General features: G+C 35.1%; 15 protein-coding genes and 1 pseudogene. 7 read left to right on the top strand and 9 right to left on the bottom strand.

Going from position 1 to position 19,311, the window contains the following annotated elements; translation table 11 throughout:
* Window positions 1–35: 35 nt before the first annotated feature.
* Entirely contained in the window at window positions 36–1,007 is a 972-nt protein-coding gene (locus RCJ96_RS22480; RefSeq protein WP_074607399.1) for a phosphotransferase enzyme family protein, read from the bottom strand.
* A 23-nt stretch (window positions 1,008–1,030) separates the two neighbouring features.
* Window positions 1,031–1,717, bottom strand: a complete 687-nt coding sequence (locus tag RCJ96_RS22475) for a CPBP family intramembrane glutamic endopeptidase (protein ID WP_074607401.1) — start codon at window positions 1,715–1,717, stop codon at window positions 1,031–1,033.
* 149 nt (window positions 1,718–1,866) lie between these two features.
* Here RCJ96_RS22475 and gerKA point away from each other — a divergent pair, with 149 nt between their 5' ends.
* From gerKA to gerKC, 3 genes and pseudogenes are all read left to right on the top strand, one after another.
* Entirely contained in the window at window positions 1,867–3,369 is a 1,503-nt protein-coding gene (gene gerKA, locus RCJ96_RS22470; protein WP_074607403.1) for a spore germination protein GerKA, read from the top strand.
* The gene (locus RCJ96_RS22465; RefSeq protein ID WP_074607406.1) at window positions 3,350–4,456 is read left to right on the top strand and encodes a GerAB/ArcD/ProY family transporter; all 1,107 of its coding nucleotides are present in this window, start codon (window positions 3,350–3,352) and stop codon (window positions 4,454–4,456) included. The genes gerKA and RCJ96_RS22465 overlap by 20 nt, the downstream gene beginning before the upstream one ends.
* Window positions 4,437–5,560 (top strand): annotated as a pseudogene (gene gerKC / locus RCJ96_RS22460) (spore germination protein GerKC). Before RCJ96_RS22465 ends, gerKC begins: the two are co-directional and overlap by 20 nt.
* A 45-nt stretch (window positions 5,561–5,605) precedes the next feature.
* On the opposite strand, the gene treC reads toward gerKC, so the two are convergent.
* The 3 genes from treC to treR form a co-directional block, all read right to left on the bottom strand.
* Window positions 5,606–7,267, bottom strand: coding sequence for an alpha,alpha-phosphotrehalase (treC, locus tag RCJ96_RS22455; protein WP_416504384.1), 1,662 nt, complete (start codon window positions 7,265–7,267; stop codon window positions 5,606–5,608).
* 13 nt (window positions 7,268–7,280) lie between these two features.
* Window positions 7,281–8,708 (bottom strand): PTS system trehalose-specific EIIBC component, encoded by a 1,428-nt coding sequence (gene treP / locus RCJ96_RS22450; RefSeq protein ID WP_270795540.1) that lies wholly within the window; start codon window positions 8,706–8,708, stop codon window positions 7,281–7,283.
* A 138-nt stretch (window positions 8,709–8,846) separates the two neighbouring features.
* Window positions 8,847–9,557, bottom strand: coding sequence for a trehalose operon repressor (treR, locus tag RCJ96_RS22445; protein WP_270795539.1), 711 nt, complete (start codon window positions 9,555–9,557; stop codon window positions 8,847–8,849).
* A gap of 448 nt (window positions 9,558–10,005) precedes the next feature.
* Here treR and RCJ96_RS22440 point away from each other — a divergent pair, with 448 nt between their 5' ends.
* Complete coding sequence (locus RCJ96_RS22440) at window positions 10,006–11,403, top strand: amino acid permease (protein ID WP_000448464.1); 1,398 nt, start codon at window positions 10,006–10,008, stop codon at window positions 11,401–11,403.
* A gap of 31 nt (window positions 11,404–11,434) precedes the next feature.
* Here RCJ96_RS22440 and RCJ96_RS22435 read toward each other — a convergent pair whose 3' ends face one another.
* The 3 genes from RCJ96_RS22435 to RCJ96_RS22425 all read right to left on the bottom strand — a co-directional run bounded on the left by RCJ96_RS22435 (window position 11,435) and on the right by RCJ96_RS22425 (window position 14,203).
* The gene (locus tag RCJ96_RS22435) at window positions 11,435–13,138 is read right to left on the bottom strand and encodes a putative bifunctional diguanylate cyclase/phosphodiesterase (RefSeq protein WP_074607413.1); all 1,704 of its coding nucleotides are present in this window, start codon (window positions 13,136–13,138) and stop codon (window positions 11,435–11,437) included.
* A gap of 459 nt (window positions 13,139–13,597) precedes the next feature.
* Window positions 13,598–13,936, bottom strand: a complete 339-nt coding sequence (locus RCJ96_RS22430; protein ID WP_416504382.1) for a cobalt transporter — start codon at window positions 13,934–13,936, stop codon at window positions 13,598–13,600.
* A 30-nt stretch (window positions 13,937–13,966) separates the two neighbouring features.
* Window positions 13,967–14,203, bottom strand: coding sequence for a hypothetical protein (locus tag RCJ96_RS22425; protein ID WP_416504399.1), 237 nt, complete (start codon window positions 14,201–14,203; stop codon window positions 13,967–13,969).
* A 183-nt stretch (window positions 14,204–14,386) separates the two neighbouring features.
* On the opposite strand from RCJ96_RS22425, the gene RCJ96_RS22420 reads away from it, so the two are divergent.
* The 3 genes from RCJ96_RS22420 to RCJ96_RS22410 all read left to right on the top strand — a co-directional run bounded on the left by RCJ96_RS22420 (window position 14,387) and on the right by RCJ96_RS22410 (window position 18,824).
* On the top strand, window positions 14,387–15,916 hold the full coding sequence (locus RCJ96_RS22420) for a cardiolipin synthase (RefSeq protein ID WP_416504381.1): 1,530 nt from the start codon (window positions 14,387–14,389) through the stop codon (window positions 15,914–15,916).
* A gap of 127 nt (window positions 15,917–16,043) precedes the next feature.
* Window positions 16,044–16,937 (top strand): ATP-binding protein, encoded by an 894-nt coding sequence (locus RCJ96_RS22415; RefSeq protein WP_416504380.1) that lies wholly within the window; start codon window positions 16,044–16,046, stop codon window positions 16,935–16,937.
* A 3-nt stretch (window positions 16,938–16,940) separates the two neighbouring features.
* Window positions 16,941–18,824, top strand: coding sequence for a vWA domain-containing protein (locus RCJ96_RS22410; RefSeq protein ID WP_074607423.1), 1,884 nt, complete (start codon window positions 16,941–16,943; stop codon window positions 18,822–18,824).
* A gap of 40 nt (window positions 18,825–18,864) precedes the next feature.
* Here the strand turns inward: RCJ96_RS22410 and RCJ96_RS22405 are convergent, their stop codons facing one another.
* The gene (locus RCJ96_RS22405; RefSeq protein ID WP_029437435.1) at window positions 18,865–19,287 is read right to left on the bottom strand and encodes an NUDIX hydrolase; all 423 of its coding nucleotides are present in this window, start codon (window positions 19,285–19,287) and stop codon (window positions 18,865–18,867) included.
* Window positions 19,288–19,311 lie beyond the last annotated feature (24 nt).

Genomic DNA, 19,311 nt, shown 5'->3' with positions numbered 1-19,311 from the left:
ATTTATTTTGTATACTTTGTTTTGAACAAAATGTATTATATATTCACAATTGATTCTTCGCTTATAATTCTTTCATATAACTCTTCACATAATTTTTGGAAGTTATCTGGCATATCTTTCCCCTTAAACTTCTTTTGGAGTGTGCCGTATAGACCTATGTCACGCAAACGTAAAAATAGTGGTAATGATTCATACCAACTATCCGCCAGTCTGTGCTCATACTCATAGCCTTTCCGTAACACTTGTAGCTGTTTACGAGCAAAATCTGTCTTCTCTTCCGCTGTCCACGGTGTAAATAGAACAGAGTAATAAAGAACCATCGCTAAATCATGTATAAAGTAATTATAAGCCGCATCATCAAAATCAAAGATCGTTAGCTCTTTACCATCATAATGAAAATTGCCTGGATGAATATCCCCATGCATAAGGCCGAACGTTTCTCTTTCAATTGGAAGGGCCTTTATCTCATCCATTAATACCGCAGCGATCTTTTTCACTTGATCATTTTCTAATTCATTAACAATCCCACTCTCATCTTCTTCCCACGTATCACGGTAGTCTGTTTTAGGATAATCCATTGTAAGGCGATGCAGTTGTCCAATCGCTTTTCCCCATGCTTCAAAGTAAGCGTCTCCCCAATAAGACGATTCCGCTCCTTTTACTTGCTCACCTTTTGCATATGTAAATAAAGAAGCAAAAAAGAAAGTCCCATCCTCTGCTACGATTTCTTCTACGAGATTTCGAGACGTTGAATAAAGAGGTCCTGCTACCTTTGCCCCATTCTCCGCAACATATCGTAAAAAATCTAGCTCAGCTTCGACTTCTTTTTTAGAACGATGAGAAGAGTGGGTTAAACGCAATACGTAATCTTCACCACGATCACCCTTTGCCTTAAAAATATAATTCTCAAAATCTCCAAGTGGCTTTTCTTCCACTGTTACATGAAACAAACTCGCTGCTCTTTTTACAATCTCTTTCGTAAAAACACGTTCTACAGCTATTTCCATATGTATCCCTCCTATATATCTTCTTAATTCGACATAAATGTTAAAAGTACTGCTATGAAATTGAATAATACGTGTGCAATCATAGCTGATAAAATAGAATTTGTTTTCTCATATAACCATGCAAATACTACTCCACTCAAAAAATTCACCGGTAATGTGTTATATGTAGGGATATGGACAACGGTAAATATTATGGAACTAATAAACATACCGCTCCATATGCCATATCTATTACGAAAAAATGTATAAAAAACACCTCGATATAAAATCTCTTCATAGATTGGTGATATAATTGCTGCTCCAATTACGGCGATACAGAATGAATAGATTGATTTATCATTTTGGACCGTCTCCGTTTTACTATTTTCAAAGGAAATACCCATTTTCTCCATTATCACTAATACAGCAATACTAGCTACAATTAAGAAAATAACCGCTCCAACTGTCCATAAAAGATCTTTCCATGAAAGCTTCCGAATTCCAATATCTTTCCACGAGAGTTTATATCTTTTGATACAAAAAAGATAAACTACAGTAGTAAATATCACTGCCATTATAAAGCCCATTAATACTCCAGCATATAGTGAGTTACCTATTACTTCTAAAATATATTTATAAAAAAGGGATTCGACAGTTACTGGAACAATAACAAATACAAACATAAATAAATATAAAACTTCTTTCCATCCCCACATATACCTCAAAGTCATTTATATCATCCCCTATATCCTATTTTCTATAGTATAAAAGATGACGTAACGTAACTTTCAAGCTACTTTGTCAAAAATAATCCAAGCATAAATTTCTCACAAAAAGCAAAAATTAACAGGAGTAACTTTATCTAAAAGAGGTGGAAATTATGACAGAGCAAAAAGAACAACAAGAGAGTACGGGCCAAAAGCATATGTTTCCATCACTTCCGGAAAACATTAATTATATCGAAAATAAGCTCTGTCACTCAGACGATATAAAAAAATTAGATCTCCCTTTTCAAAACGGAAAAGGAACAATTTTATATATCGAATCTTTAGCAGACCCAAATTTGATTCACCAATTAGCTCTTGAGCCTTTATTAACTCGGTCGGATTTGTCTTTAGATAAAGCTTTTGCCACATTAAGTATGAAGAAAGAAACAAATTTAAATTACGGTGTGCAACTTTTATTACAAGGCAAATCATTATATTTTCATGAACAAGTCGACAGTTTTTGTATTTTCGAAACAGCTTTATCTTTAAAGAGAGATATAGCTGAGCCTGATAATGAAGGAATTGTGCGCGGTCCACATACTGGTTTTGTAGAAGATTTAGCAACTAATTTAACTTCGATCCGTAAGCTCATAAAAAGCCCAAATATCGTCGTTAAATATTTCACACTTGGTGAAGAGATGCACACGAAAGTGGCAATTGCTTATATGCAAAACATAGCGAATGACGATTTAGTTACAGAAGTAAAAAGAAGATTAGAAACGATTAAGACAGATGCACTTATGCCTCCAGGATATATACAAGAATTTATAGAGGATACGTCTTTCTCACCCTTCCCGCAGCAATTAAATACAGAGCGTCCAGATAGAGTCGCAGCTAATTTAATGGAAGGACGAGTTGCTATTTTATCTGATGGAGATCCAACAGCGCTCATCGTTCCTGTTACATTATTTGCTTTCTATCAATCACCAGATGATTATAATAACCGCTGGATTGTCGGTTCTTTCGTCCGAATGATTCGCTTAGTGAGTTTCTTGATTGCTTTTCTCTTACCAGCTATATATATCGCAACCGTAGCCTTTCATCCTGATGTATTGCCACTTGAACTTGTGTATACAATTAAAGCTTCATTAGAGAAAGTACCTCTTCCTCCTATTTTCGAAGCCCTCTTAATGGAGCTAATTTTCGAGTTATTGCGGGAAGCTGGTATTCGCTTGCCGAGCCGAGTTGGACAAACAATCGGTATTGTAGGCGGTTTAGTAATTGGTGATGCGATTGTAAAAGCTGGACTTGTTTCTTACACAATGATTATCGTTGTAGCTTTAACTGCAATCTCATCTTTTCTCGTTCCATCAAACGATATGAGTTCAGCTGTTCGAATTCTTCGTTTTCCATTAATGCTCCTTGCTGCCATATTTGGATATGTAGGAATATCATTCGGTCTCATTATAACTTTCGTTCATTTGTGTCAGCTACATTCATTTCATACACCATATCTTTCTCCTGTTGCACCAATGCGGATTAAAGATATGAAAGATTCTTTTGTAAGACTACCAATTTGGTCATTTTGGGAACGACCACATGATCCAAAACCGAAAAAAATGCAACGACAACATGTAACGAGAGAGGAGGAGGACGGTGACAAACACGCAAAGTAAAATTTCACTTGTTCAATTTACCTTTTTCGTTATTCAATGCCAAATTGGGGTCGGTATACTCTCTCTACCGAACCGTCTTCATCCGATAGCAAAAGGTGGTGGATGGATTTCCGCTCTCATCGCTGGGCTTGCAATTCAGCTTATTATTTTACTTATGTGGCTTTTCTTAAAACGATTTCCTGATGCAGATATGTATGAAAGTGTTTGTATGCTATTTGGTAATACGTTTGGAAAACTATTAGGCTTTGCTTATGTTTTTTATTTTACTCTTATCGGTATGACGGTTATGTTAAACGCTTGTAATGTCATTAAAGTATGGGTTTTGCAAGCGACCCCTTGGTACGCAATTCTCTTACTATTTACGATAGCTTGCTGCTATATAGCCTATAATACGTTTAAAGTTATCGTACGATTTTATGTCATGGCTTCTATTCTCATTTTGCCCATGGCTCTTTTAATTGCACTAGGGTTTTCACGAGCTGATTTTTCTTATATTTTTCCAATTACAGAAGCCGGATGGTGGAATATTATTCAAGCATCAAAAGAAACAATTACAGCTATGTATGGTTTTGAAATTATTCTTATCGCTTTCCCAAAAGTAAACGGGAGTTCTGTAGCCAAACTAAAAGCAATTTCTATAGCTAACGGATTTGTAACCCTTTTTTATGCTTTTACTGTTTGGATTTGCTTTATCGTATTTAGTCCAAAACAAATTGAGCTTATTCCAGAACCAGTCGCTTACTTATTACGCTCCTTGCATATCGGGATTATAGACCGAACTGATTTACTATTCATACCAATTTGGATGATAACAGTTGTAGCTTCTATCGCTAGTTATTACTGCGCTGCTTCTATAGGAATTGGACATATATTCAATCTTGCTAATCATAAAAAGGCTGTCCCAATCGTTGGTATTATTGCCTTTAGTGTAGCTTTATTTATCGATACACCTGAAGAATTAAAAGTAATTGCAACTTTCACTGATAAGTTCACGTATATTTTCATCGTTGTCCTCCCTCTTTTATTTCTACTTTATTCAGTAATAAGAAATAAGAAAGGAGAACAGTATGTTCAAAAAAAGAGTTAAACTACTTTTTATATTATGTACTAGTGCATTCCTTTCTGGCTGCTGGGATCAAGAACCATTAAGAGAAGCAAGGTTAGCTTATAGTATTGGATCTGATATTACGGAAGAGAATAAACTCCAGCAAACAATTGAGCTCGTAAAAAGTTCAAGCGGAGAACAAGCTTCATTCGAGAATGAAATACATTCTGCAACCGGGCATAACATAAGAGATACGAGCGATGCACTGAAAAAAAATGTAACGGGAAATATTCGTTATTTCAAATATGGTGTTCAATTACTAGGAACCAAAATTCTAAAAAAAGGTGTACTACCTTATTTAGATGTCAGCTTTCGGGACCCAACAAACCCAACTGCTTTAGTAAAACTTATTGCAGTAGATGGTGAAACATCCGAGATACTAGAAAAAAAGAAAGTAGGAAATTTACTAATTGGAGATTTTCTAAAGAAAAAAGTGAAAAGCTTAGAAGATATGAGTGTATTTCCAAAAGAAACTTTAGAGACAGCTGCTACAAAAATGTTAGATCCCGGTAAGGACTTTACCCTCCCTTCTATAAAAATAAAAGGAAAGGAAGTAATTACAAACGGATTAGCTTTATTTAACAATGATAAATTAACTGGACATTTACCTTTGAAACAATCTGTTTTATTCGTGTTATTAACCGGAAAAATGGGAACAAGTGCCCGTATAACTCAAAAACTTACTAGCGATGAATCCGAGAAGACATCTGACTATTTAACAATGGAAGTGAGCAATCGGAAATTAAAACGAGATTTAAAAATAACAACAGATAAAAAAGGAAATGTTTATGCTCATATTAAGCTTCAGTTAAAAGTTATAGCGCTTGAAGCTCCAAGAGATAACCTTTATAAAATGGATGAAAGAAAAAAGCTAAATAAAGAATTATCGAAGCAACTTACAAAAGAAGCGAAAAAAATAACAAATAAACTACAAAAGGCAAATTGTGATGCTTTTGGGATTGGTAGACACCTTATCGCGTATCACCCTGATTTATGGAAGAAAAAAAATGGAATAAAGATTATGCAAAAGTAAAGTTTAAACCAGAAGTAGACGTAAATATTTTGTATAGTGGTGTCTTAAAATAAAAGGTTGAAAATAAAAGGTTGTATGCCACGCAGGCATACAACCTTTTATTTCGTATATCGATATACAATTGATTCGTATGGTCTTAAGTTAAGTTTTGCAATATCCTTACTGGAATCTTTATAATTCGACAGAAGTACTTCTTGTTTCATTCCATCTAATTGAACATGAGCTGGTACAGAATACGTTATTTCTTCTCTATAGAAGTTATTGATAACAAGTAGCACTTCACTCTCTGTAGTACGAGTATATGCCCAAATTTTAGGATCATTTTCATCCAAAATAGCATATTCTCCTTCTGTAATTACATTATACGTTTTTCGAAGTTCGATTAACTTTTTATAATGATAAAATACAGACTCTTTATCTTCTAGTGCCTTCTCTACATTTATTTCTTTAAAGTTTTCAGCCACCGAAATCCAAGGTGTACTTGTCGTAAAACCACTGTTCACCTCTTCATTCCACTGCATTGGAGTTCGGGAGTTGTCACGAGATTTTTGTTTTAAAATCCCAATAATCTCTTCTTTTGATAATCCTTCTTCCAGCTTTATATCGTATATATTTAACGATTCTACATCGCGATATTGCTCAATAGACTCGAATTTAGGATTCGTCATACCGATTTCTTCACCTTGATAAATGTAAGGTGTCCCCTGCAACATATGCATAGCTGTCGCTAACATTTTCGCAGATTCATTTCGGTACTCTTTATCATCACCAAAGCGTGACACAATACGAGGCTGGTCATGATTACACCAGAATAACGCATTCCATCCCCCGCCCTTTTGCATTTCAATTTGCCAATTAGACATAATCTCTTTTAATTTAATGAAATCAAAATCAGCCTTCGTCCACTTATCACCATTCGGATAATCAACTTTTAAATGATGGAAACTAAACGTCATACTTAATTCATTACGCTCAGGGTTTGAATATTTAATACAATTATCAATTGTCGTAGATGACATTTCTCCAACTGTAATTACCTCTTTCCCTTCAAAAACATTTCGGTTCATTTCTTGTAAATATTCATGAACACGTGGGCCATCTGTATAATATTTACGGCCATCGCTTGTCGCCGTACTTCCATTATCATTTAAAAACTGTTGATCTTTTGAAATTAAATTAATAACATCTAATCGGAATCCAGTTACCCCTTTATCAAGCCAAAAGCGCATCATATCATATACTTCTTCACGAAGTTTTTCATTTTCCCAGTTTAAATCTGCTTGTGTCTCATCAAATAGATGTAAATAATATTGCTCTGTCTTCTCATCATATTTCCAAGCAGACCCACCAAACTTAGATTGCCAATTATTTTTTTCATCACGCCAAATATAGTAATTACGATATGGACTATTTTTATCTTCCTTCGCTTCTTTAAACCACTTATGCTCCGTCGAACTATGATTTACAACGATATCAAGCATAATTTCAATGTTACGTGCTTTTGCTTCTTCTAAAAGCTCTTCAAACTCTTCCATCGTTCCGTAAGATGGATCAATATTGTAGTAATCACTTACATCGTATCCATTATCATTTTGTGGCGATTGGTATATCGGTGTTAACCAAATATAATCTACTCCGAGTTCTTTTAAGTAATCTAGTTTTTCTGTAACCCCTTTTATATCACCGGTTTCTTTATTGTAATAGCTATTAAAGCTCTTCGGATAAATTTGATAAACTACACTTTTATGCCAATCCTTCATGTTTAACTTCCTCCTACTTCTGTTTTACTCTTTTTGCAAATAACCACGTTAACGTGAATGGGATGACAACTGCGATAACCATTCCTACAATAAACATTGGAATCGATTTCGGAATGATAGAAATAAATGCTGGTAATCCACCAATTCCGATAGCAGGTGCTAATACACCATTTAATGTAATGAATATCGCCGCCACAGCCGATCCGATAATCGCTGCATAGAACGGGAATTTATTTCGTAAGTTTACACCAAACATAGCTGGCTCTGTGATACCGAAATATGCCGAGATTGCTGATGTCGATGCCATACTTTTATCATTTTGATTTTTAGAAATCCAGAACATCGCAAGTGCCGCACTACCTTGCGCAATGTTAGAAAGAGCAATCATTGGCCAAATGAATGTACCACCGTGTTGTGCAATTAATTGTAAATCGATAGCAATAAACATATGATGCATACCTGTAATTACAAGTGGTGCATACAATGCTCCAAATAATACTGCTCCAACTACTGGTACTGTTTCATATACACCTACTAATCCTACTGTTAATAAATCTCCAATATGACGTGTAACCGGACCGATAATTCCTAATGCTAATACACCTGTCACAACAATTGTTGTAATTGGTACAACTAATAATTGAATTGCATTTGGTATATGTTTCTTTAAAAAGATTTCTACTTTACTTAATACAAATGCTGCTACTAAAACAGGTAAAATTTGTCCTTGATATCCTACCTTCTCAATTTGGAACAGTCCTAAAATATTGAAGTACTCAATCTTTTGACCATCTAAACCAGTCGCTGCTTTTCCATAGTCCCAGGCATTTAATAAGGCTGGGTGCACAAGCATTAATCCCATAACAATCCCTAGTATTGGACTACCACCAAAACGCTTCGTTGCTGACCACCCGACAAGTGCCGGTAAGAATACGAATGCTGTATTGGCCATCATATTAATTAAATCCCAAAGCCCGCCTAAGTTTGGATACACATCTAATAAATTTTTCCCATCAAAAAATAAGTCCTTTGCGCCTAATAGATTGTTAATACCCATTAGTAAACCAGCTGTTACGATTGCTGGTAATATCGGCATAAATACATCTGAAAATACTTTTACAAACCTTTGAGCTGGATTTAACTTTTGGTTTCCGGAATCTTTTACGTCAGCTACTGTCGCTTCCTTCATACCTGCAAGCGTTATCAATTCAGCATATACTCGATCAACATCTCCTGGACCAATTACAATTTGAAATACCCCAGCGTTATGAAACGCTCCCTTTACTAATGAAACAGACTGCAATTTATCGTTATCTATTTTACTTTCATCTTTTAAAGCGATACGGAGTCTCGTTACACAGTGCGCAGCTTGTTCAATATTGTCTTTCCCACCAATATACTGCAACACTTCCTCTGCTGTTTTACGATAGTCTTTCCCCATATTCCCGTCCCTCTTTTCTTTTTTTGATACCGTTTACAATTACATATTAACTCGTATATATAAGTTAGTCAACACTCGTATATATAAGTTTGTAATTTTTTTATAAAAAAAAGAGATGAAACATTTCGTTCCATCTCCTTATTTTCTCCGCGCCACATCCGAAAAATGAAAAATATCTAAGCGGTGACGTGATTCTGTATATTCGAACTGACTTCCATCATAAAAATGCGTAAAGTTTTTCACGACAACAACATAGTCTGTTCCATTTAAATCTAAATACTTTCTATCGTCCTCTGTACATGGTTGCACTTCAATTACCCTCTGTGAGTAACTAATAGGAAGACCTAGTTCTTTCTCAATATATTTATAAATGGACCCTCCTGCAATTTCACTCGTTAATCCAGGGATATGTTCTGATACAAAATGATTAATATCCAAAATTACTTTTTCTCCATCAATATTTCGTACGCGTTTAATATGATCTATTTCTGTTTTCTCTTTCACATTTAATAGCTTTGCAATCTCTTTTGTCGCTTTTATTTTCTCCATTTCCACGACTTCTGTAATACAATGGCGCCCTAAACGTTCATTTTCTTCTTGGAAACTTACAATGCCACCAAAGTTGAATTCAATGTTTTTACGCTTTAAAACAAAAACACCTTTTCCGTGTATTTTTTGAACATATCCACGTTCTTGTAATAAATCCACTGCTTTTCTTACAGTACCACGGCTCGCTTCATACTGTTTCATTAATTCAGTTTCTGATGGGATTTTGCATCCCTCTTTTAATTGTTTATTATCAATAGACTTGCTGATTGCTGTATAAATTTGTTCATACTTACTCATCATCTACAATAGCCCCTTGTCACCTTCTAATTCTATATGTATTATAACATGCTACACTCTTCTGCCAATCTCTCACTTATTTTCCAGTATAGGAAAAATAAAGGTAAATATTTAATCTCTAAAACGTATTTTTATAAAAATTTTTATATTTTTCTTTTCATTCAAAAAAACATGTAGTATACTAACTTCAAAATCAGAGGAGAAAGGGAGCAAAGAACTATGCTTACTTATACAACAATTGTAGTTACATTTGCACAAAAACATCATCATCATACGTAACCCTTGAAACCTAGCGGAAAAATTACGCGTAGGTACAAGGGTTATTCCCGTTGTACCTACGTTAGGCGAAGAGCCATGTAGGTATTTTTTATCTACATGGCTCTTTTTTATTGCCAAAAAGCTAGTAAAAAATGATGTTTAAGCAAATCTTACTACAAAGGAGTTAACAAAAATGGAAACGAAAAAATGGGGATTATGGGTTTTAACAGCTTTTGTTATCGGGAATATGGTTGGCGGTGGCGTATTTATGCTCCCAGCGAATTTAGCACAAGTATCAGGTCCAATGGGTTCTACACTTGCATGGAGTATTACAGGACTTGGCGTATTTATGATTGCACTCGTATTTGGAAATTTAGCAATCCGAAAACCAGAATTAAAAGCGGGGCCACAAAGCTATGCTCAAGCGATGTTCCCTTCAAAAAAAGCGGGTAAAGTTGCAGGCTATAGTATGGCATGGGGATATTGGGCTGCGAACTGGGCTGCAACAGCATCTGTTATTATTTCCTTTGCTGGATATTTATCAACATTCTTTCCAGTTTTACAAAGTAAGCAAATTCTCTTTTCAACGAACGGATTTTCACTAGAACTTGGAAAAGGATTAACGTTCCTCGTATGTAGCCTTATGTTATGGGGAATTCAATATATTCTTTCTCAAAATATTGATCGTGCTGGAAATATGAATCTTCTTGCTACTATTGCAAAAATTATTGGATTTACAATGTTTATTGTAATCACATTATTCATTTTCAACGCCTCTAATTTCGGAGACGGGCAAACATTTATGAATGAAGCAGGACAATCAATTTCGTTAGGTGGACAAATCAATTCAGCTGCTATTGCAACACTTTGGGCATTTATCGGTATTGAATCGGCTGTCATGCTTTCTAATCGTGCAAAATCTCAGCGTGATGTTAAAAAAGCGACTATTTTCGGATTAATTATCGCTCTTCTTATTTACATGTCAATTACGCTACTTACAATGGGAGCTCTCTCTCAAGATGCTTTAAAAGACTCTCAAAAACCATTAGTAGACGCATTAAATTTAGCAATTGGCAATAAAGGCGCATATATAATGGCTTTACTTGCACTTGTATCTTTATTTGGATCTACAGTTGGCTGGATCGTTGTTAGTTCAGAGGTTCCTTATCAGGCAGCAAAAAATGGGCTTTTCCCTAAATTTTTCGCGAAAACAAATAAAAAAGGTAGTCCTTCAAAATCATTATTTATTACAAATGTGATGACGCAAATTTTCTTATTCTCAACGATTTCTGGTACCGTATCAGAAGCTTATAATTTCGCTATCGTTGTAGCAACATTAGCTTATTTAATTCCATACCTTGTTTCTACGCTGTACCAATTCAAATTAGTTATTACAGGAGAAACGTATGATATAATGCCTGGCTCTCGAATAAAGGACGGCATCATTACTACATTAGCATTCATATATTCTATTTGGGTTATCAAAACGGGAACTGCTGATTTAAAAACGTTCTTCTTAGGAATCGGATTGTTCGTATTAGGTCTTATTCTTTATCCTGTACTAATGAAAGACTCACAAAAAATGAATTAAAAAAGGAGAAGCTTCTGGCTTCTCTTTTTTATTAGAAGTCTATAATTAACTTTTCCTTTAACTCTGCTACAGATAAAGGTTTTGCATAATAAAATCCTTGTACATAATCACAGCCCATCGATTTTAATAAGCTTTCTTGCTCTACTGTCTCTACCCCTTCAGCAACTACTGCTAAATGTAAGCTATGGGCAATTTCAATAACAGATTTTACAATCGTTCGCTCTGGTTGTGCATGATCATAATGAAATTCACGAATAAAATTACGATCAATTTTTACTATATCCAGCGGTAGTTGTTTTAAATAATATAAGGAAGAATAGCCTGTTCCGAAATCATCTAAAGCAATTAAAATACCCATATTTCTTAATTCTTGTAATGTAGCAATAATATAATCAAAATGACGAACAGCAATGCTTTCCGTTATTTCTAAAATTAAACGATTTGCAGGAAATCCAGTTCTCTTTAAAATGCTACGTACAGACAAAATAAAACGTTTCTGCATTAATTGTTGTATAGATAAATTCACAGATAACTTTAATCCTTCTTGATAATTTGGTAATGTTTTAAATAAGCGACACGACTTTTCTAATACCCAATCTCCTAATTTTATAATAAGTCCTGATTCTTCAGCTATAGGGATAAATTCACTTGGGGAAATAGGCCCTTCTTCTGTCGTACAACGTACTAAAGCCTCGATACCAGTATATTTCTTCGTTTTCAAATCAATAATAGGCTGCAGTGCCACATCTAACTCTTCATCACGAATTGCCTTTTGCAAAGCAAATTCAATTTTCATTCTACGATTTATTTTCGCACGTAACTCATCTGTAAAGAAACACGCTGCATTTCTTCCCTGTTCTTTCGCACTATACATAGCTAAATCTGAATTCTTCAATAGAGTTTCTACATCTTGTCCATCTTGCGGATATGAGCACAGTCCTAGACTAGCTGAAATGTATACTTCATGACCTTCAAGTATAAATGGCGCCTGAAAGCATGACAACACAGATGTCGCTAGCTGCCTCATCTCATCTTGTGTATGATTTTTTGTTAACAACACAAATTCGTCGCCACCCAGCCTAGCCAGAACATCTTTCTCTCCTAGCACATAATGCAACCGTGAAGCAACTTCGCTTAAAAGTAAATCTCCTATCATATGACCTAGCGTATCGTTTACTAATTTAAAACGATCCAAATCAAAATAAATCATACCAAACTCTCTTTTATCTGCAATTAATTCGTTAACAGTCGTTATTAATTGTAAACGGTTCGGTAAACTCGTTAAAGCATCATGATACGCAAGCTCCCTATAACGACTTTCGCTTAACCGTAACCTCTGTTCTGCTTCTTTCCTACTACTAATATCATTTCGAATCGCAATAAATTGATATGGCTCTCCTTTTTCATTTAAAAATGGAACAATTGTTGTTTTAACCCAATAATATGTACCATCTTTTGCTTGATTTCGAATCTCACCTCTCCATACTTTTCCGCTCAAAATACGCTTCCATAGCATTTGAAAAAATGTTTTCGGGTGATATCCTGAATTTAAAATACGATGATCTTTCCCTATTAACTCTTCTCTTGTATATTTGGAGATTTCACAAAACTTATCATTTACATATGTAATAAGACCCTTTCGGTCTGTAATCGCAACAATTGAAGACTCATCTAATGCTAACTTTAAATCTCGCAATGAAGATTCATATAATGCATGACCTCTTTGTTCTAGCATGCGCATCTCTCCTTGCTTCCTATCTGACTAAAACATAACTTGTTTCTTTTTATAGAAATAGAGATATTTCATTTCCTAATAATCGTCCTTTACATAAATCAAATTTTGAAATATGTCGATTAAAATAACATAATATTATTTGTAATAAAAAGCAATATAATACCGTTTCAATTATACATAGCAGTTTCTTATAGCTAACTCTATACAACTCTTCAAGAACATATATATAAAGTGAAACTTTAATCAGTGGGGAGTGTTGATCTCCGCCTAACTTCCTTGCTTCCGCTGAATTTCGAGGTGGGGGGCTTACTGCCTTTTAATGCGGGATAAATTAAAATTATTATATATGTTTTTTGAATTATAATAACAAAATATTAACATATTTTCACCTTAATTTTGGAAGTATTTTATAAATAAATACCGTATTAAACAAAAAAAGAGGATAGCCTCTTTTTTTGTTTAATACGGATATGTTGTTTGTTGATACCCCGGATATGGTGTTGGATATGGAACTGGATATGGCGCTGGATAAGTTACTGGGTACGGTGCTGGATAGTATCCTCCACCTGCTGCACCCGTTAATGCGCCAGCTGTAAGCCCACCTAACACACCTCCAGCAAAACTTCCAGGGAAAAATCCACCGCCCCATGAGCCTCCACCCCAGCCCCATCCACCTCCGTGATGATGGTGGTGGTAATCATGGTGATTGTGCCCTCCATGGTGGTGATGTCCCCCATTATGATGGTGACCTCCATGATTATGACGATAATACAATCCGTTATTTTCTATATAATTCATATTTCCCCTCTCCTTCTCCATTTTCTCATCTTAATAGGTATTGTAAGAATAATATGGATCTTGTTGGTAACCTGTATAATAAGAATAATCCGAGTAATACGGATAACCATATCCACCATAACCAAATCCAGGGCTGAGTAATGCTCCTGCTACAAACTCTGGAAAGAAACCTCCACCAAAAAATGGTGAATGTCCAAAACCACCATGAAAACCTCCGTGACCGAAACCACCACCGTGACCAAATCCTCCAATTGGACGACCGTACATTTTATTCACCTTCCTTTTCTCTTTAAAAACGTAACAATACACTGTATGTAGGACAAATGCGGAAAGTATGGGGAGATACCTACATTTTGTAAAAAATAGAAAACACTTTATAATAAAAATGTCACAGTACATCTGCTATTTAGGAAATCTATATTGAGGAAAGATTAGAGGAATTATATAGAAATGAAGAAACCTATCATCCAATTACTATTAATATTTACAATTGTATCTATCGTTCTTTTCCTATTAAATACATCTTATATTTCGTTATATACATTTGTCGGCGTTCTCTGGTCCATCACAATTGTAGGAATTTCATTCGTTATTTTTATCGAAAATAGATCTCCTCAAAGTACCTTAGCGTGGTTTTTAGTATTAGCACTTCTTCCCGTTATAGGTGTGCTTTTATACTCTATTTTCGGGCGTAGCCGTTGGAGAAGAAAAAAGCATCTCCATCGTTCAGAAGAGCAAAGAAAGTTATTCCGTGAAATATTAGAAGGAAGACGACTAGAGTTATCACTCAAAGTCCCATTAAGTGAACGCTCTGTCCATTTAACAGAAGTCGTACAAAAATTTGGAGGCGGGCCTGCAGCAGATAGAACAACTACCAAACTTTTAACAAACGGAGATCAAACATTCTCAGAAATTTTGCAAGCGATCGAGCAAGCAAAACATCATATACATATTCAATACTATATTTATAAATCTGATGAGATTGGTACAAAAGTCCGGGATGCTTTAATAAACAAAGCAAAAGCTGGTGTTATTGTACGCTTCCTTTATGATGGATTAGGAAGTAATACGTTAAGAAGACGCTTTTTAAAACCTATGAAAGAAGCTGGGATTGAAATTGTTGAATTTGATCCTATTTTTTCAGCTTGGTTACTTGAAACCGTCAATTATCGTAACCACCGTAAAATCGTCATTGTAGATGGAGAAATCGGTTTTACTGGAGGACTTAACGTCGGTGATGAATATCTTGGCCGTTCAAAAAAGTTTCCCGTTTGGCGTGATAGTCATTTAAAAATCGAAGGAAAAGCGTTATATAAATTACAAGCAATCTTTCTAGAGGATTGGCTCTATGCATCTAGTGGATTGAATACTTATTCTTGGGATCCATTTATGAATAGACAATACTTCCCAGGTAAAGAAATTTCAAATGCAGAAGGTGCTGTGCAAATTGTAGCGAGCGGGCCAAGCTCAGATGATAAGAGCATTCGTAATACGTTATTAGCTATTATGGGTTCTGCAAAAAAATCTATTTGGATTGCTACACCATATTTTATTCCAGATCAAGAAACTTTAACATTATTACGTTTAAGTGCAATATCTGGCATAGATGTACGCATTTTATATCCTGGTAAAAGTGATAGTATTATTAGTGATCAAGCATCCCAGTCCTACTTCACTCCACTTTTAAAAGCTGGTGCCTCCATCTATAGTTATAAAGATGGCTTTATGCATGCAAAACTTGTACTTGTTGATGATAAAATCGCAACAATCGGAACAGCAAATATGGATGTACGAAGCTTTGAATTGAATTATGAAATTATTAGCGTACTGTATGAATCAGAAACTGTTCATGATATTAAACGTGATTTTGAAGAAGACTTTAAGCATTCCACTGAAATTAAATGGAACGCTTTCCAAAAGAGAAGTATCAAAAAACGAATATTAGAATCTTTTATGAGGCTCATTTCTCCTTTACTATAAGCAATCAATGTATTATTGATTGCTTTTTCTTTTATATTTGTCCCCTCTCCTTTTCTTTGCATACCATATTAAAACAAGTTATCATAAGATGTATTACTTTATGAAAATAATGTTAGGTGGGACATACATGTTAGAACAATTTCATATACATGCTGATTTAAACCAGCAACTTTCTACAATTCACGAAAAGAATAAACAAGAAGCTGGTGAAAATGCACATTTGATCGGTACAAAAATATATAAAGCATCTGATAATAGCATTATCGAAGATGCCATTACAGCACTTCTTCTTGGCAAAAATATTCTATTAAAAGGGCCGACTGGTAGTGGTAAAACAGTACTAGCTGAAACACTTTCTTCTTTATTCCAAAAACCAATGCATAGCATTAACTGTTCTGTCGATTTAGATGTAGAAGGTATTTTAGGATACAACACACTACAAACGAAAGATGGCGCATCTGAAGTTACATTCGTTAACGGTCCTCTTATGAAAGCAATGAAGAACGGCCATTTCCTATATATTGATGAAATCAATATGGCAAAACCTGAAACTTTACCACTTCTTCACGGTGCATTAGATTACCGTAAAATGATTACAAATCCATTTACACAAGAAGTTGTATACGGTGATAATGAGTATCGTGTAATCGCAGCAATTAATGAAGGCTACGTTGGAACAAGTGAACTAAACGAAGCGTTAAAAAACCGTTTCGTTATTATTGAAGTTCCTTACATCCAAGGTGATACATTAAAAGAACTATTATTAGCAGAATCAAAACTAAAAGATGTTGCAACAATTGAAAAGTTCGTTGCATTTGCAAGCGATCTTATGCCTTTAGCTCGTGATGGCCGCGTAAGTGAAGAAGCAGCAAGTATTCGTGGCATTATCGATGCATGTGATTTAGGTGTATATATTCCCGTTATGCGTGCAATTGAACGTAGTATTATCGCAAAATTAAACGATGAAACAGAACAAATGACTGTCCGTGAATTAGCAGAAAGTTATTTCTTTGAGGGATAATTCATGAGACAAATTTTTAGTGACAAAAAAATTGATGCGTCGCTGTTTCTACAAATGGAAAACTTAATGTATGCCCTTCTCAAAGAAGATGATGCCTACCTTGAGTATGGCTATAAAGCATACTACGACGAAATTGAAAAAAAGGTTGTCATTAGTCACTTTTGGGATGATCGAAAAGAAGAGGATACAGTAATCGGATTAAAAAGCGAAGTGTTTTTAAAAGCACTTGGTAATAAACATTACTCGGACATGACTTTAATTCGTTCTTATGCAATTGAATTGCAAGAATCACCCTTAAAAAAGTTTTTAACACAATTATTTGTTCTATTAGAAGATTTACGTGTTGAGGAAATCGTAAAAAACTTACGCCCTGGCACAAAGCATGTTTTTAAAAGAAGAAAAGAAATGTATCGCAATTACTTTAGCTCACAAAATGAAATCAATCGCGTTCGTAACTATCACGGTGATCGTCTATTTTGTCTATGCTATCTTTCATTAACGAGCGATAAATATGAAATGTTTAATAATGAATATTTCGAGCAAATTGAAGCTATTTTGCATGAAACATTCCAAGCTCGTAATACGGAAGATATTATGTATATCGTTGAGAAAATTCGCTATCGTTTAGAGGAGCTTCTTGAAAGTGATATGCTGAACAATTATTTCGGACATGCACCGCTTTATTTATCTGTTATTGCAGATGAAAAAAACTGTCGCGTCGAAGATTTAGCAAACGATGATACGCAGCTCATAGATGACGATGAAAATAAAAACAAAATGGATGAAAGCTTCTCAACATGGCATCGTGAAAATAAAAACAATGAAAACGAGAACTTTTTACGCTTTGAATTAGAAAGCGGAACAAAAACAAATATGATGGGTGACACTGCTCGCGAATCAGAAGATGGTGACCAAGCACTTGGTTCTGTACAAGGTACTTCTCAAAAAAGTACACAATCTAACTTTGATGGTGCTGATACAGAAGAAGCAAGAGCTTCACACGCTTCTAGTCAAAATGATGGTGCATACGGTAAGTATAACGTTGGTGCTTCTCATACATTTAAAGAAGCTCGCAAATCAACTCCTGACGAGAAAAAGGATTACCAAGCCATCAAATCAGTCGTTAATAAAGATGTAAAAGAATTAAAGAAAATTATCGAAAAAACGATTGAAAATAAGACGAATGCAAATAGTGATAAATATTACGGAAGACTTCGTAAGAAATTCCTTCGTATTTATACTGAAAAGCAGCCGCGCATGTTTTATAAAAAAGGACAAGAATCGCAAGAGCTTGACGTTGCATTCCAACTGTTAGTGGACTGTTCTGGTTCTATGTATAACAAGATGGAAGAAACGAAAAAGAGTGTGGTCCTATTCCATGAAGCGTTGAAATCTTTAAAAATCCCGCACGCTATTAGCGGATTTTGGGAAGATGCTTCTAGTGCGAAACCTGAAGATAAGCCGAACGTTATCCATGAAGTTGTAACGTATAAAAACTCAACGTTACCAAACGTTGGTCCCGAAATTATGCAGCTTCGCGAAGAAGAAGATAACCGCGACGGATATATCATTCGTATCGTTTCTGAAAAACTTGCAAAAAGACCAGAAAAGCATAAATTCTTACTTGTCTTCACAGACGGTGAGCCTTCTGCTTTAGACTATCAACAAGACGGTATTTTAGATACGCATGAAGCTGTCAAACTTGCGCGTAAGAGTGGTATGGAAGTAATCGGTATCTTCATCGAAGAAGGCGAAGCGAAAGAAGCAACTTATCAATTAATGAAGAACATTTATAACCATCACTTCTTAGTTGCAAATCACGCTGAAGATTTACGTTTGAAGATTAAACCACTATTGAAAAAATTATTACTGAAGACGATTGAATAGAAAAAACAGGAGCGACAACGCTCCTGTTTTTTCTATTCAATCATTTTGTTTCTGGTTGAAACTTATATGGAATGGCTACTTCTAATAATGAATCGAATCCTCCATCGTAGAATGGGAATCGTTCATTTGCGATTGTTCGATCCACCCACTCTATTGCGGAAATTTCCTCTTCATCTTCTGCTATAAGTTCACCTTTTACTACACTCGCTCGGAATGTAAATAATAGTGCATGATTCCCGGATTCTTCAAAGAATTTTTCATTAATCGCAACAAGTCCACCTGCCATAGCAGTTAAACCTGTCTCTTCTTTTACTTCCCTTACTAGAGCTTCCTCTAACGTTTCAGCCTTTTCAACAGCCCCACCTGGCAATGACCAAACATTTTGTTCTACATTATGTACCATTAATATTTTATCTGTTTCTTCGTCATGTATTAGTGCATATACGACATCAACTCTTTGCATGTTGCTTCTCCCCTTTACACACAA

Source organism: Bacillus sp. BSL6, from assembly GCF_052928345.1.
Note: the sequence above shows the minus strand (reverse complement) of the source record. Positions and strands in the feature narration are given on the sequence as shown.

What these genes read in the sequence shown, in the direction of transcription:
- RCJ96_RS22480 (WP_074607399.1), bottom strand. Translation starts at nt 1,007, where the DNA reads ATGGAAATAGCTGTAGAACGTGTTTTTACGAAAGAGATTGTAAAAAGA.
- RCJ96_RS22475 (WP_074607401.1), bottom strand. Translation starts at nt 1,717, where the DNA reads ATGACTTTGAGGTATATGTGGGGATGGAAAGAAGTTTTATATTTATTT.
- gerKA (WP_074607403.1), top strand. Translation starts at nt 1,867, where the DNA reads ATGACAGAGCAAAAAGAACAACAAGAGAGTACGGGCCAAAAGCATATG.
- treC (WP_416504384.1), bottom strand. Translation starts at nt 7,267, where the DNA reads ATGAAGGATTGGCATAAAAGTGTAGTTTATCAAATTTATCCGAAGAGC.
- treP (WP_270795540.1), bottom strand. Translation starts at nt 8,708, where the DNA reads ATGGGGAAAGACTATCGTAAAACAGCAGAGGAAGTGTTGCAGTATATT.
- treR (WP_270795539.1), bottom strand. Translation starts at nt 9,557, where the DNA reads ATGATGAGTAAGTATGAACAAATTTATACAGCAATCAGCAAGTCTATT.
- RCJ96_RS22440 (WP_000448464.1), top strand. Translation starts at nt 10,006, where the DNA reads ATGGAAACGAAAAAATGGGGATTATGGGTTTTAACAGCTTTTGTTATC.
- RCJ96_RS22435 (WP_074607413.1), bottom strand. Translation starts at nt 13,138, where the DNA reads ATGCTAGAACAAAGAGGTCATGCATTATATGAATCTTCATTGCGAGAT.
- RCJ96_RS22430 (WP_416504382.1), bottom strand. Translation starts at nt 13,936, where the DNA reads ATGAATTATATAGAAAATAACGGATTGTATTATCGTCATAATCATGGA.
- RCJ96_RS22425 (WP_416504399.1), bottom strand. Translation starts at nt 14,203, where the DNA reads ATGTACGGTCGTCCAATTGGAGGATTTGGTCACGGTGGTGGTTTCGGT.
- RCJ96_RS22420 (WP_416504381.1), top strand. Translation starts at nt 14,387, where the DNA reads ATGAAGAAACCTATCATCCAATTACTATTAATATTTACAATTGTATCT.
- RCJ96_RS22415 (WP_416504380.1), top strand. Translation starts at nt 16,044, where the DNA reads ATGTTAGAACAATTTCATATACATGCTGATTTAAACCAGCAACTTTCT.
- RCJ96_RS22410 (WP_074607423.1), top strand. Translation starts at nt 16,941, where the DNA reads ATGAGACAAATTTTTAGTGACAAAAAAATTGATGCGTCGCTGTTTCTA.
- RCJ96_RS22405 (WP_029437435.1), bottom strand. Translation starts at nt 19,287, where the DNA reads ATGCAAAGAGTTGATGTCGTATATGCACTAATACATGACGAAGAAACA.